This is a genomic window from Pseudomonas sp. MWU12-3103b (assembly GCF_023100615.1).
GTDB classification, from domain to species: domain Bacteria; phylum Pseudomonadota; class Gammaproteobacteria; order Pseudomonadales; family Pseudomonadaceae; genus Aquipseudomonas; species Aquipseudomonas putida_A.
The window spans coordinates 635,444-650,303 of the sequence record NZ_JALMEY010000001.1 but is presented as its reverse complement, the minus strand read 5'-3'; the positions used below and the strand labels follow the sequence as shown (position 1 = coordinate 650,303).

The following is a 14,860-nucleotide window of genomic DNA, read 5'->3' as shown; positions in this document are numbered from 1 at the left end:
CTCATGCCCACCAACGCCGTGCCGGTTTCCTCCCGTGTTTTCGCCGTTTTTATGCGGTTCAGATGGCCAAACGGGGCGGAAAAAAGCTGTAAACGACGTCACTGACACTGGATGCGACCATCCCTGTACTGGATACGACCCACCCTGTAGGCGTCAGATTTTCACTGGTACATGATCGTTATGACTCGATTGCAAGGCGCCGTGGTAGAGCTGTCTCCAGAACGCCATCCAACCGCAACCTATAAGTGCGGTGGTCCACAGTCGGAACACTGCCAAAAAAAACACCAAGGAGTCCATCCATGAAAGGTTCCCCGTCGTTGTTGTTGGCCGCCATGCTGAGTCTGCCGTTACTGGCTCAAGCCGCAGAACCGGCGCAGTGCAGTACCGTTAACTTCTCCGATGTCGGCTGGACCGACATCACCGCCACCACCGCCACCACGTCGGTGGTGCTCGACGCCCTCGGCTACAAGACCAAGACCACCATGATCTCCGTGCCCGTGACCTACAAGTCGCTGGCCGACGGCAAGAACATGGATGTGTTCCTCGGTAACTGGATGCCGACCATGGAAAACGACATCAAGGCCTACCGCGATGCCGGCACCGTCGAAGTGGTGCGCACCAACCTCAAGGGTGCCAAGTACACCCTCGCCGTACCGCAAGCCCTGTACGACAAGGGTCTGCATGACTTCGCCGACATCGCCAAATTCAAGAAAGAGCTCGATGGCAAGATTTACGGCATCGAGCCTGGCAACGACGGCAACCGCCTGATCCAGAGCATGATCGACAAGGACGCTTTCGGTTTGAAAACCGCCGGCTTCAAGGTCGTCGAATCGTCCGAAGCGGGCATGCTCTCGCAGGTCGACCGCGCGCAGAAACGCGACACCGCCGTGGTCTTCCTCGGCTGGGCGCCGCACCCGATGAACAAGCGCTTCAAGATTCAATACCTGACCGGCGGCGATGACTTCTTCGGCCCCGATTTCGGTGCTGCCACCGTGGCGACCAACACCCGCAAGGGCTACACCACCGAATGCAGCAACGTCGGTCAGTTGCTGAAAAACCTGGAGTTCACCGTCGACATGGAAAGTACCCTGATGGGCAACATCCTCGACGACAAGATGAAGCCTGAAGCGGCCGCCAAGGCCTGGCTGAAAAAGAACCCTCAGGTGCTCGATACCTGGCTCGCTGGCGTGACCACCATTGACGGTAAACCAGGCCTGGAGGCCGTGAAAGCCAAGCTCGCACAGTAATTGCCTTACGCCGGGCGAGTTCGCTCGCCCGGGCTGTTTATTCCTTGCATGCGGACGTTCACTACCATGCTGATTGATCAGAAAATCCCTTTAGGCCAGTACATCGCGGGCTTCGTTGAATGGTTGACGCAACACGGCGCCAGCACCTTCGACGCAATCGCCGTGACACTGGAAACGATGATCCACGGCGTGACGTTTGCGCTGACCTGGTTCAATCCCTTCGTCTTGATCGGCCTCATCGCCCTGCTCGCGCATTTCATCCAGCGCAAATGGGGGCTGACTGTTTTTGTGATTGCCTCGTTCCTGCTGATCCTCAACCTGGGGTACTGGCAGGAAACCATGGAAACCCTCGCCCAGGTCATGTTCGCGACCCTGGTCTGCGTGGTCATCGGCGTACCGCTGGGCATCGTCGCTGCGCACAAGCCGATGTTCTACACTTTAATGCGTCCGGTACTCGATCTGATGCAGACCGTACCGACCTTCGTTTACCTCATTCCTACCCTGACCCTCTTCGGGCTGGGTGTGGTGCCGGGCCTGATCTCCACGGTGGTGTTCGCCATCGCTGCACCGATCCGCCTGACCTACCTGGGCATCCGCGATGTCCCGCAAGAACTGATGGACGCCGGCAAGGCCTTCGGCTGCTCGCGTCGCCAATTGCTCTCACGGATCGAACTGCCTCACGCCATGCCGAGCATCGCTGCCGGCATCACCCAGTGCATCATGCTGTCGCTGTCGATGGTGGTGATCGCGGCACTGGTAGGCGCCGACGGACTCGGCAAACCGGTGGTCAACGCACTGAACACTGCTGATATCGCCCTGGGCTTCGAAGCGGGCCTGGCGATCGTACTGCTGGCGATCATGCTCGACCGTATCTGCAAACAACCCGACGCCAAAGTAGGGGGTGACGCATGAGCATAATTCGCTTCGATAACGTTGACGTGATCTTCACCAAGGATCCGCGCGAAGCACTGAAACTTCTCGATCAAGGTTTGACCCGCAGCGAGATCCTGAAAAAGACCGGGCAGATCGTCGGCGTGGAAAAGGCCAGTCTGGACATCAACAAGGGCGAGATCTGCGTACTGATGGGCCTGTCCGGCTCCGGCAAGTCGAGCCTGCTGCGCTGCATCAACGGCCTCAACACCGTGAGTCGCGGCAAGCTGTTCGTCGAACACGAAGGCAAGCAGATCGACATCGCTTCCTGCACCCCGGCCGAACTGAAAATGATGCGCACCAAACGCATCGCCATGGTGTTCCAGAAGTTCGCCCTGATGCCGTGGCTGACGGTGCGCGAGAACATCAGTTTCGGTCTGGAAATGCAGGGCCGACCGGAAAAGGAACGGCGCAAGCTGGTCGACGACAAGCTCGAACTGGTCGGCCTGACTCAATGGCGCAACAAAAAGCCCGATGAACTCTCCGGCGGCATGCAGCAGCGTGTCGGCCTGGCCCGGGCACTGGCGATGGACGCCGACATTCTGCTGATGGACGAACCGTTTTCGGCACTCGACCCGCTGATCCGTCAGGGCCTGCAGGATGAACTGCTGGAACTGCAACGCAAGCTGAGCAAGACCATCGTGTTTGTCAGTCACGACCTCGACGAGGCACTCAAACTGGGTAGCCGCATCGCGATCATGAAGGACGGCCGGATCATCCAGTACAGCGTGCCGGAAGAGATCGTGCTGAACCCCGCGGACGACTATGTGCGCACCTTCGTGGCCCACACCAATCCGCTCAACGTTCTGTGCGGGCGCAGCCTGATGCGCACGCTGGACAACTGCAAACGCATCAACGGTTCGGTGTGCCTCGACCCGGGTGGCGATTCGTGGCTGGACCTGGCCGAAGGCAACACGATCAAGGGTGCGCGGCAGAACGGTTCGGTGCTGAACCTGCAGAACTGGGCACCGGGGCAAGCGGTGGAAGCGCTGGAGCGCAAGCCGACCCTGGTGGACTCGAACATCGGCATGCGCGACGCGCTGCAGATTCGCTACCAGACCGGCAACAAACTGGTGCTGCACGACAACAACCATGTGGTAGGGATTCTTGGCGACAGCGAGCTGTATCACGCGTTGCTGGGCAAGAACCTGGGGTAAGAACCCCGCAGACACAAAAACGCCGCGAGAGGATCGCGGCGTTTTTGTTTATCGGAATACAGGGCGTTCAGCGTTGGAGCTGATGGCCCCTTCGCGAGCAAGCCCGCTCCCACATTTGAAATGCATTCCAATGTGGGAGCGGGCTTGCTCGCGAAGAATGCGGCACGGTGCTTCAGACAGAAACACCGCACCACCTACAACTTAGCTATACACCCGGCCAAGGAGCTGCCGATGGCTTTCAAACTGATCGAGCACATCGCGTGTGATCTGATCCTGCGTGAAGCCCATCAGGTCGTAGTCCTGGCTGCCGTTGTGCAAATACACCTCGGCGCGGTAGTAACGCTGGCGCGCTTCATCGGACTGGGCCGATTCGGTCGGTGTCGCCAGATAGCCGTCCAGGCTCACTTCGTAGACGAAAGGGTTGCCCTCTTCCATCTCGACGCGCACGCCCATGCAGCGCTTGGATTTGACCAGCAGCGTCTGCACTTCCAGACCCTGCGCACGCATTTGTGCGGCAGCGTCTTCCAGCGCCGGGCTGACCTGCTTGTCCATGAAACGCTGCACCACCGATTGGCTCGGTTGCAGATCCAGCTGCGTCAGGCGCTCGCTGAAACCACGACGACCGCGCTCAGCCAGTTGCGCCTGCTCCTGTTCGATCTGCACGTCCTGGCGCATCGCCTTGTGCAAGCCGAACATGAAGAACACCAGCACCACCGAGAACGGCAGACCGGCCAGCACCACCATGGTTTGCATGGCTTCGAAGTTACCGGCGAACAGCAGACCGATGGTCACCAGCGTGATCACCACCGACCAGAAGATCCGCAGCCAGTGCGGCGCATCTTCATCAACGTTGCCGCCCTTGCAGGACAGATTCGCCATCATCACCGCGCCGGAGTCGGCCGGGGTCAGGAACAGCACGAAACCGACGAAGATCGACACACCGATAACGACTTTCGACGCCGGGTAGTGTTCCAGCAACTGGTAGATCGCCATCGACGGCTGTTCCAGCGCCGTCTTGCCGAGTTCCACCGCCCCCTGGTTCATCACCAGATCCAGTGCCGAGTTACCGAAGATCGACAGCCACGCCAGGGTGAAGCCCAACGGGATCAGCAGTACGCCAGCGACCAGCTCACGCACGGTACGACCACGGGAAATACGCGCGATGAACATGCCGACGAATGGTGCCCAGGAAATCCACCAGGCCCAGTAGAACAGGGTCCACAGGCCCAGCCAGCGGTCGGACTTGGCGCTGTCGCCTTCATAGACGTACAGGTCGAAGGTCTTCAGCACCACGCCGTTGAGGTAGTCACCGATGTTCTGCACGAAGCCGTTGAGCAGGTGCAGGGTCGGGCCGAACAGCAGGACAAAAATCAGCAGACCGCTGAACAGCACGATGTTCAGGTTGGACAGACGACGGATGCCGTTTTCCACACCGGACACGGCAGCGATGGTCGCCACGGTGCTCATCACGATGATCACGATCAAAAGGTTAGTGTTGCTGTGCTCCATGCCGAACAGGTTTTCCAGCCCCGAGGACACTTGCAGCGAACCGATCCCCAGGTTGGTCACCAGACCCAGCAGGGTCACGAACATGCCGAAACCGTCCACTGCATGACCGGCGGCGCCCTTGACCCAACGCTCGCCGACCAGCGGATACAGCGCCGAACGCAGGGCCAGCGGCTGGTTATGACGGTAGGCAAAGTACGCCACGGCCAGACCGACCAGTGCATAGATCGCCCAGCCGTGCAGGCCCCAGTGCAGGAAGGTCAGCTGTACAGCTTGACGCGCGGCCATGTTGGTGGCCGCTGCGCCTTCCGGCGGATTGAAGTAGTGGTCCAGCGGCTCGGAGGCGCCGAAGTACAGCAGCGAAATGCCGATACCCGACGAGAACAACATCCCCGCCCAGGCGCCGTAACTGAAATCCGGAGTGTCGTCCTTGCTGCCCAGTTTGAGTTTGCCGTAGGAGGAAAACGCCAGGCCCACCACAAACACCAGGTATGCGGCGATCACCACCATGTAGTACCAGCCGAAGCTGCGCGACAACCAGGCCTGGGCGATACCCAACAATCTGCCGGCCTCTTGCGGGGCGATGATCAGAATGGCGGTCAACAACAGAATCAACGCGGTAGAGGTGTAAAACACCCAACCGTTGACCGTCACCTTCTCGGGCGGGGTCTTTATAAGAGAGGCAGAACTCATGGCACAAATGCTCCAGGCAGTGCGAGAGAAGAACACAAGGCAACACGGAACCCGACCAATCGGTTAGTTGGCAGCCGACCGGCGGGTGATATAAAGACACCCCGAAAAAAGCCCGAACCTGCCGAAATGGCGTTGCGAATCGCTTTCGTGGCCAAAGCTGTGCGGACGTTCATCCGAAACCTGGCCCCGAGCGTCTTGCCCATTCAACACGTCCATCGAACAGCGAACCGCGCCATGCCCCACGCAGGTTTCAAGCATTTTCGGATGTCGTTTTATCGCCATTTACAAGCAGAAAAAATCTGTAGGCAGCGACGATTTGTCGCAGATCTTATTCTTTGTTGATTGAACGTTCAATCAAAACAAAATAGACTGGCCCTCAATCCGATAGGCGTTTATCGCCCTTCGGAAGGCCTAAGGAGATGTGCAAGATGCCCAAGGTCGGTATGCAACCCATCCGCCGCCAACAACTGATCGAAGCCACGTTGCAGGCGGTCGATCAGGTCGGTATGGGGGACGCCAGCATTGCGCTGATCGCCCGTTTGGCCGGTGTCTCGAATGGCATCATCAGTCACTATTTTCAGGACAAGAACGGCCTGATTGCCGCCACGATGCGGTATCTGATGAACGTCCTCAGCGAGAACGTCACCGCGCGCCGGCAGGCGCTGGCAGACAGCAGCCCACGGGCGCATCTGCAGGTGATCATCGAAGGCAACTTCGACGCCAGCCAGGTCAATGGCCCGGCAATGAAAACCTGGCTGGCCTTCTGGGCCACCAGCATGCACCAGCCGTCTTTGCACAGGTTGCAGCGGATCAACGATCACCGTCTGTATTCCAACCTGTGCTGCGAGTTCCGCCGTGTGTTGCCGCTCGAAGATGCGCGCAGCGCCGCGCGTGGACTGGCAGCGTTGATCGACGGCTTGTGGTTGCGCGGCGCACTGTCGGGAGACGCTTTCGACACCGCGCAGGCGCAACAGATCGCTTACGAATACATGGATTTCCAATTGGCCAAGCAGGTGAGTTAGAGCACACAGAAAACGCTCGGCCCCTGAACCGCCATCGCAGCACCACCGCGATGGTCAACGCCAACCACTAATGCACTTGCGAGGACACTATGGCCCGTTTCGAACTGCAAAAACTCTACATCGATGGCGCGTACTCCGACGCTGGCAGCGATGCCACTTTCGAAGCCATCAACCCGGCGAACGGTGAAGTCCTCGCCCAAGTGCAACGTGCGACCAAGGAAGACGTCGAGCGTGCTGTGGTCAGCGCTGAAAAGGGCCAGAAAATCTGGGCCGCGATGACCGCCATGGAGCGTTCGCGCATCCTGCGTCGCGCCGTCGACATCCTGCGCGAGCGCAACGATGAGCTGGCTGCTCTGGAAACCCTGGACACCGGTAAAGCCTTCTCCGAAACCAAATACGTCGACATCGTCACCGGCGCCGACGTGCTGGAATACTACGCAGGCCTGGTGCCGGCGATCGAAGGCGAGCAGATTCCGCTGCGCGACACTTCCTTCGTCTACACCCGTCGCGAGCCACTGGGCGTGGTCGCCGGTATCGGCGCGTGGAACTACCCGATCCAGATCGCGCTGTGGAAATCCGCACCGGCCCTGGCCGCCGGTAACGCAATGATCTTCAAGCCAAGCGAAGTCACCTCGCTGACCACCCTGAAACTGGCCGAGATCTATACCGAAGCCGGCCTGCCAAACGGCGTGTTCAACGTACTGACCGGCAGCGGCCGTGAAGTCGGCACCTGGCTGACCGAGCACCCGCGCATCGAGAAAGTCTCCTTCACCGGCGGCACCGACACCGGCAAGAAAGTCATGGCCAGCGCTTCGGCTTCGTCGCTGAAAGACGTGACCATGGAACTGGGCGGCAAGTCGCCGCTGATCATCTGCGACGACGCCGACCTCGATCGCGCCGCCGACACCGCGATGATGGCCAACTTCTACAGCTCCGGTCAGGTTTGCACCAACGGTACTCGCGTATTCGTACCGAGCCACCTGAAAGCCGCTTTCGAAGCCAAGATCGTCGAGCGCGTCGCGCGCATCCGCATCGGCAACCCGGAAGACGAAAACACCAACTTCGGCCCACTGGTCAGCTTCGCCCACATGGAAAGCGTGCTCGGTTACATCGCCAAGGGTAAAGAAGAAGGTGCCCGCGTGCTGTGCGGCGGCGAGCGTCTGACCGACGGCGAATTCGCCAAAGGCGCCTTCGTCGCGCCGACCGTGTTCACCGACTGCACCGACGAGATGACCATCGTCCGTGAAGAAATCTTTGGCCCGGTGATGGCGATCCTCTCCTACGAGACCGAAGAAGAAGTGATCCGCCGCGCCAACGACACCGACTTCGGCCTGGCCGCCGGTATCGTCACCAAAGACCTGAACCGCGCGCACCGCGTGATTCATCAACTGGAAGCCGGTATCTGCTGGATCAACGCCTGGGGCGAGTCCGACGCGAAGATGCCGGTTGGCGGTTACAAGCAGTCGGGCGTGGGCCGTGAAAACGGCATCAGCTCGCTGACCAACTACACACGCATCAAATCGGTACAGGTCGAGCTGGGCGATTACGTCTCGGTGTTCTGATTGTGGCGAGGGGATTTATCCCCGATGGGCTGCGAAGCAGCCCCCCTCCAGACACTGCTGTTCTCCAGATAGATCTCAATCGCTGATTTCAGGACTGCTGCGCAGCCGGTCGGGGATAAATCCCCTCACCACAGGGGATTTTCTCCTCAGCACAGGTTTTGCAGTGTTCCGGCGATCTTGACCTGACCACATCTAAAGAGGGTGCATTCAATGTCCCAAGAATTCGATTACATCATCATCGGTGCCGGCTCGGCCGGTAACACCCTGGCGACCCGTCTGACTGAAGACGAAGGCGTCACCGTGCTGCTGCTCGAAGCAGGCGGCCCGGACTACCGTTTCGACTTCCGCACGCAAATGCCGGCTGCACTGGCATTCCCGCTGCAAGGTCGTCGCTACAACTGGGCGTACGAAACCGATCCGGAGCCACACATGGACGGCCGCCGGATGGAGTGCGGTCGCGGCAAAGGCCTTGGCGGCTCCTCGCTGATCAACGGCATGTGCTACATCCGTGGCAACGCGATGGACTACGACGGCTGGGCGAAGCTGCCAGGTCTGGAAGACTGGTCGTACCTCGACTGCCTGCCGTACTTCCGTAAAGCGGAAACCCGCGATATCGGCCCGAACGACTACCACGGTGGCGACGGCCCGGTCAGCGTGACCACGCCGAAGGCGGGCAACAACCCGCTGTTCCACGCCATGGTTGAAGCCGGCGTGCAGGCCGGTTACCCGCGCACCGAAGATTTGAACGGCTACCAGCAGGAAGGCTTCGGCCCGATGGACCGCACCGTGACGCCGAACGGCCGTCGCGCATCCACCGCCCGCGGCTACCTCGACGTCGCCAAAAAGCGCTCGACCCTGACCATCGTCACCCACGCCCTGACCGACAAGATTCTGTTCGAAGGCAAGCGTGCGGTCGGCGTGCGTTACCTGGTCGGTTCGGCGGAAGAGCGCGTTGAAGCCAAAGCGCGCAAGGAAGTCCTGCTGTGCTCCGGCGCCATCGCTTCGCCGCAGATTCTGCAGCGCTCCGGTGTCGGCCCGGCAAAACTGCTGGAAAGCCTCGACATCCCGGTGGTGCATGACCTGCCGGGCGTCGGTGAAAACCTGCAGGATCACCTTGAGTTGTACCTGCAATACGCTTGCACCCAACCGGTCTCCCTGTACCCGTCGCTGCTCTGGTACAACCAGCCGGCCATCGGTGCCGAGTGGCTGTTCAACGGCACCGGCATCGGCGCCAGCAACCAGTTCGAAGCTGGCGGTTTCATCCGTTCGCGTCCGGAATTCGAGTGGCCGAACATCCAGTACCACTTCCTGCCGGTAGCGATTAACTACAACGGCAGCAACGGTGTGAAAGAGCACGGCTTCCAGGCACACATGGGTTCCATGCGTTCGCCGAGTCGTGGCCGCATCCAGTTGAAGTCCAAGGATCCGCGTCAGCACCCGAGCATCCTGTTCAACTACATGGCCACCGAGCAGGACTGGCAGGAATTCCGTGACGGCATCCGCCTGACCCGCGAAATCATGCAACAGCCTGCGCTGGACGCCTTCCGTGGCCGCGAAATCAGCCCGGGCATCGACGTGCAAACCGATGAGCAGCTGGACAAGTTCATCCGCGAGCACGCCGAAACCGCGTTCCACCCGTCCTGCTCGTGCAAGATGGGCACCGACGAGATGGCCGTAGTAGATGGCGAAGGTCGCGTGCACGGCATGCAGAGCCTGCGTGTGGTCGATGCTTCGATCATGCCGATCATCACCACCGGTAACCTGAACGCGCCGACGATCATGATCGCCGAGAAAATCGCCGACAAGATCCGTGGCCGCAAGCCACTGCCGCGTAGCAATGCTGCCTACTACGTGGCTGGCGGTGCGCCGGTGAAGGGCAAGCCGATGCGTGATATCACGCCTGTTGCTCAGTAAGACGTAATACCGAGGCGCTACCTTCGTCGGAACGCCGCCCGGAGACAAGCTCGCTCCCACATTGGAATGCATTTCAAAGGTGGGAGCGAGCTTGCTCGCGAAGGGGCCCTCACATTCAGCACAAATTCCCCTGCTGCACAGTAAACCCTCCTACACCCCCTCTTCACTTGATCCTACCCCCACGCAGGCCTACTCTAGACCTCGCGCAATCGTTTCACCCCTCCCCGCCGAATCGCTTCACCCCGCAACTCCATAACAAGGAGGTTCCCGAATGTTCGATTTTCACCCCCAGCTCAAGCAGCGCTTCGCTGCCTTGCGCACGGGCGCCGAGTTTTTTTCCCTGCGGTATGTACGCGAGTCCGGCCAGTACCTGTCGGTGCGTAAGAACGTCGCCGAGCCGCCAAGCCTGAGCCGCGACGAAGGCGCGATGCTCACTGTGCGGGTCAACGGCGTCGAGGCTTACGCGGCGACCAACGACCTGTCGCAGCAAGGCCTGCAAGCCGCCCTTGAGCGCGCCGAACAGCAGGCCCGGCGACTGAAGCCGCACGCCTTGCTCGACCTGCGCGAACAGCCTGTATCGAGCGACCGCGCTGATTACTTTTCGCCCAATCTCGAGCAACCCTTCCCGTCCCTGAGCGAATGCTTCGAGCTGCTCGGCGCGGAATCCGCCTCGGTACCAAAGGATGAGCGCCTGGTGAATTGGGAAGCGAGCATCGGCATCACCCACGTCGAGCAGATCTACCTGAGCAGCGCCGGCGCCGAATTGCGCCAGGCCCAGCGCTTCGTCTATCCAAGCCTCGACGTCACCGCCTACGACGGCAACGACAGCCAGACCCGTTCCCTCGGCCGCGAGAACTTCGGCCAGCAGGGTGGCGCCGACGTGATCAGCCGTTGCGGCCTGGTCGGCGCCGGCCCGAAGGTGGCCGATCAGGCCCTGCAACTGCTGCTCGCGCCGAACACCCCGCAAGGGCCGCGCGATCTGTTGCTGATGCCTGACCAGATGATGCTGCAGATTCACGAGTCCATCGGGCACCCGCTGGAGCTGGACCGGATTCTCGGTGACGAGCGCAACTACGCCGGCACCAGCTTCGTCAAAACCAGCGACTTCGGCAGCCTGCAATATGGCTCGAAGCTGCTCAACGTGACCTTCGATCCGGACATTCCCGAAGAGCTGGCCAGCTACGGCCACGATGACGACGGGACCAAGGCCAGCAAACAATTCCTGATTCGCGAAGGCTTGCTGTTGCGGCCACTGGGTGGCGCGCTTTCGCAGTTCCGCGCCGGTCTCGACGGGGTTGCCAACAGCCGCGCCTGCGGCTGGAACCGGCCGCCGATCGACCGCATGGCCAACCTCAACATCGAGCCGGGCGATCAGTCGCTGACGCAACTGATCAGCGGCATCGAGCACGGCATTCTGATGAGCACCAACCGTTCGTGGTCGATTGACGATGCGCGCAACAAATTCCAGTTTGGTTGCGAGTGGGGTCAGTTGATCGAGAACGGTGAACTCAAGGGTGTGGTGAAAAATCCGAACTACCGGGGCATTTCCGCGCACTTCTGGAAGAGTCTGCGCGCGGTCGGCAATGCCGGCACCCGAATGGTGCTGGGCACGCCAAACTGCGGCAAGGGCGAGCCGAACCAGGTGATCCGCGTCGGCCACGCTTCACCGGCCTGCGTATTCAGCAACGTTGATGTGTTTGGGGGAGACGCCTGATGAGCATTTCGAAGAGTCAGTCCGACGCCTTCAAGGTCATGGTCAATTGGCTGCGCGACAGTGTGCGCGAGCCGGAACAATTCACCCTCAGTTACGCCGCCGAATCCTCGGCGTTCGTGCGTTTCAATCACGCCAAGGTGCGTCAGGCCGGCCAGGTGCAGCAAGCCGACGTCGGGCTGAAGCTGATCAACGACGGGCGTCACGCCGACCTGCACATCACCCTGTCCGGTGATCAGGAAGCCGATCTGCAACGCCTCGCCGAAGGCCTGCAACAACTGCGCGAAACCCTGCCGCTGTTGCCACAGGATCCGTACCTGCTGCTCAACCACAACGGCTGGCAGAGCAACAACGTGCAGGAACATCCGCTGCCGGACACCGAGCAGGTGGTCGAGGAAATCTGCACCGCTGCTGAAGGTCTGGATCTGGTCGGCTTCTATGCTGCCGGCCCGATCAGCCGTGGTTTCGCCAGCTCCTCCGGGGCGTTTGGCTGGCATCAGGCCAACAGCTTCAACTTCGACTTCAGCCTGTTCCACGACAATGGCGAAGCGGTGAAAGCCAGCTACGCCGGGCACGAGTGGAGCAGCGAAGGCTTCACCCGACGTTTCCAGCAGGCCCGCGAGCAACTGGCGTTCCTCGGTCGACCGTTGCGCACTCTGGCACCGGGGCAATACCGCGCGTACCTGGCGCCGGCCGCGCTGGAAGAAATCATGGGCATGCTCAGCTGGGGCGGTTTCTCCGCGCAGTCGATTGCCAGCAAAAGCAGCCCGCTGCAGAAGCTGTATGTTGGCGATCAGACGTTCAGTCCGCTGGTCTCGCTGGATGAGCAAGTCAGCGGTTCGTTGAGCCCGGCGTTCTCCGGGGAGGGTTATCCGCGCAGCGATCTGCGGCTGATCGTCGAAGGCAAGGCCGGTGATCAACTGGTCGGTTCGCGCAGTGCCGCCGAATACGGCCTGACCGCCAACGGCGCCGGCGGCGGTGAAATGCCAAGTGCACTGAACATGGCCGCCGGTGATCTGTCACAGGCAGAGATCCTCAAGCAGTTGGGCACCGGGCTGTACATCAGCAACCTCTGGTACCTGAACTACTCGGATCAACCGGCGGCGCGCCTGACCGGCATGACCCGCTTCGCAACTTTCTGGGTCGAGAACGGCGAGATTCAGGCGCCGGTCAGCACCATGCGCTTCGACGACAGCGCCTACAGTCTGCTGGGTTCGCAGCTGGAAGCATTGACCGCCGAGCGTGAGTTGCTGCTGTCGGCGAGCACGTATAGCCAGCGCAATACCTCGTCGGCTTTGTTGCCGGGGGCGCTGGTGAGCCGACTGACCTTGACCCTGTAAACGCAAACCTCCAGCACACCTTGGGATCAAGTACTGGAGTGAACCCTGTGGCGAGGGGATTTATCCCCGATGGGTCGCGTAGCGGCCCCGCTTTTAAAATCAAATGCAGGGGACTGCTGCGCAGTCCATCGGGGATAAATCCCCTCACCACAGAGTTTCATGCACAACAAGCCATTTGGATTAACCACCCACAAGAGGTTCCATGCCCACACGCCCGCCTCTCGACGCCATCACCGCCCGCTGGTTGCCGTGGGTCGTCGCCATTGCGTTCTTCATGCAGTCCCTCGACGGGACCATCCTCAACACCGCCCTGCCGGCCATGGCCCGGGATCTGGCCGAAGACCCGTTGCGCATGCAAGGTGTGGTCATCGCCTACATGCTCACCGTGGCCTTGCTGATTCCGGCCTCGGGCTGGATCGCCGATCGCTTCGGCACCAAGAAGATTTTCTTCGGCGCGATCCTGCTGTTCAGTTTCGGCTCGCTGCTCTGCGCCTTGTCCAGCAGCCTGAGCATGCTAGTCGGCGCGCGGGTGATCCAGGGTCTGGGCGGTGCGTTGATGCTGCCGGTCGGACGACTGGTGGTGCTGCGCGCCTATCCGCGCTCGGAACTGGTGCGGATCATGGGCTTCATCACCATTCCCGGCCTGCTCGGCCCGCTGATCGGCCCGACCATGGGCGGCTGGATGGTGCAATACCTGACGTGGCACTGGATCTTTCTGATCAACCTGCCGGTCGGTGTTCTCGGCTGCTACGCGGTGTGGAAGTTCATTCCCGACCTGCGCGGCAGCGAGCGCACGCGCTTCGACAGCCTCGGTTTCCTGCTGTTTGGCGCGGCGATGATCCTGATCACCATCGCCATGGAAGGTCTGGGCGAATTGCACTTGCCGCATCTGCGGGTGATGTTGCTGCTGTTCGGCGGTCTGGCCTGTCTGGCGGCGTACTGGCTGCGCGCCGGGCGCGTCGAAAATCCGCTGTTCGCCCCTTCACTGTTTAAGACGCGGACTTTCGCGGTCGGAATTATCGGCAACCTGTTCGCCCGTCTGGGCAGCGGCGCCCTGCCGTTTCTGGTGCCGTTGCTGCTGCAGGTGGCGCTGGGTTATTCGCCATCGCAAGCCGGGATGAGCATGCTGCCGCTGGCTGCAGCGGCGATGTTTGCCAAGTGGATGGCGCGGCCGCTGATCGAACGCCTCGGCTATCGCATTGTGCTCACCGGCAACACTCTGGCGCTGGGGATCATGCTGGCGAGCATGGGCCTGGTCAGCGAGCAGACGCCGTACTGGCTGCTGTTGTGCCTGCTGGCGGTTCTCGGCGCGATCAACTCGCTGCAATTCACCGCGATGAACACCGTAACCCTGATCGACCTCGACGACGCCAGCGCCAGCAGCGGCAACAGCTTGCTGTCGGTGGTGGCGCAATTGTCGCTGAGTCTGGGCGTGGCCTGTGCCGGTGCGTTGCTCGGCGGGTTTACGGCGGAGATCGGCAACGACGGCGTCGAGACCGTACTGGGCGCGTTCCAGCTGACGTTTGTCACGGTCGGAGTCATGGCGATGCTGGCAGCGACGATCTTCTCGCAACTGTCGAAAGAGGACGGTCGCCGGGTCAAACGCCCGGATGAACATCCCGATGAGCACATCGAACACTGAACAGTGTCATGTCTGGTGGAGGCTTTTGTAGTGAGGGGATTTATCCCCGATGGCTGCGCAGCAGCCCCAAAATCTGCCACCTCAGTACATCAGGCTGATCGCATTCAACCTTTTCAGGGGGTGCTACGCACCCCAT

At 60.9% G+C, this 14,860-nt stretch carries 10 protein-coding genes; 9 read left to right on the top strand and 1 reads right to left on the bottom strand.

Translation table 11 applies throughout. From position 1 onward, the window contains the following. Positions 1-299 precede the first annotated feature (299 nt). The 3 genes from M0808_RS03005 (at position 300) to choV (ending at position 3,334) form a co-directional block, all read left to right on the top strand. Entirely contained in the window at positions 300-1,247 is a 948-nt protein-coding gene (locus M0808_RS03005; RefSeq protein ID WP_027610641.1) for a choline ABC transporter substrate-binding protein, read from the top strand. Between the two features lie 66 nt (positions 1,248-1,313). Beyond that, complete coding sequence (gene choW, locus M0808_RS03000) at positions 1,314-2,159, top strand: choline ABC transporter permease subunit (RefSeq protein WP_007962645.1); 846 nt, start codon at positions 1,314-1,316, stop codon at positions 2,157-2,159. Then, positions 2,156-3,334, top strand: a complete 1,179-nt coding sequence (choV, locus tag M0808_RS02995) for a choline ABC transporter ATP-binding protein (RefSeq protein WP_007962646.1) — start codon at positions 2,156-2,158, stop codon at positions 3,332-3,334. The genes choW and choV overlap by 4 nt, the downstream gene beginning before the upstream one ends. A 201-nt stretch (positions 3,335-3,535) precedes the next feature. Here choV and betT read toward each other — a convergent pair whose 3' ends face one another. Continuing rightward, positions 3,536-5,533, bottom strand: coding sequence for a choline BCCT transporter BetT (gene betT, locus M0808_RS02990; RefSeq protein WP_282188192.1), 1,998 nt, complete (start codon positions 5,531-5,533; stop codon positions 3,536-3,538). Positions 5,534-5,961: 428 nt separating this feature from the next. Here betT and betI point away from each other — a divergent pair, with 428 nt between their 5' ends. The 6 genes from betI (at position 5,962) to mdtD (ending at position 14,724) form a co-directional block, all read left to right on the top strand. Continuing rightward, positions 5,962-6,555, top strand: a complete 594-nt coding sequence (gene betI / locus M0808_RS02985; protein ID WP_025108530.1) for a transcriptional regulator BetI — start codon at positions 5,962-5,964, stop codon at positions 6,553-6,555. Positions 6,556-6,644: 89 nt separating this feature from the next. Continuing rightward, the gene (gene betB / locus M0808_RS02980) at positions 6,645-8,117 is read left to right on the top strand and encodes a betaine-aldehyde dehydrogenase (protein WP_027610639.1); all 1,473 of its coding nucleotides are present in this window, start codon (positions 6,645-6,647) and stop codon (positions 8,115-8,117) included. Between the two features lie 210 nt (positions 8,118-8,327). Next, positions 8,328-10,031 (top strand): choline dehydrogenase, encoded by a 1,704-nt coding sequence (gene betA, locus M0808_RS02975; RefSeq protein ID WP_047596517.1) that lies wholly within the window; start codon positions 8,328-8,330, stop codon positions 10,029-10,031. A 271-nt stretch (positions 10,032-10,302) separates the two neighbouring features. After that, the gene (locus M0808_RS02970) at positions 10,303-11,745 is read left to right on the top strand and encodes a TldD/PmbA family protein (protein WP_139055224.1); all 1,443 of its coding nucleotides are present in this window, start codon (positions 10,303-10,305) and stop codon (positions 11,743-11,745) included. Continuing rightward, the gene (locus tag M0808_RS02965) at positions 11,745-13,082 is read left to right on the top strand and encodes a TldD/PmbA family protein (RefSeq protein ID WP_247839830.1); all 1,338 of its coding nucleotides are present in this window, start codon (positions 11,745-11,747) and stop codon (positions 13,080-13,082) included. The genes M0808_RS02970 and M0808_RS02965 overlap by 1 nt, the downstream gene beginning before the upstream one ends. 202 nt (positions 13,083-13,284) lie before the next feature. Next, complete coding sequence (mdtD, locus tag M0808_RS02960; protein WP_247839829.1) at positions 13,285-14,724, top strand: multidrug transporter subunit MdtD; 1,440 nt, start codon at positions 13,285-13,287, stop codon at positions 14,722-14,724. Positions 14,725-14,860 lie beyond the last annotated feature (136 nt).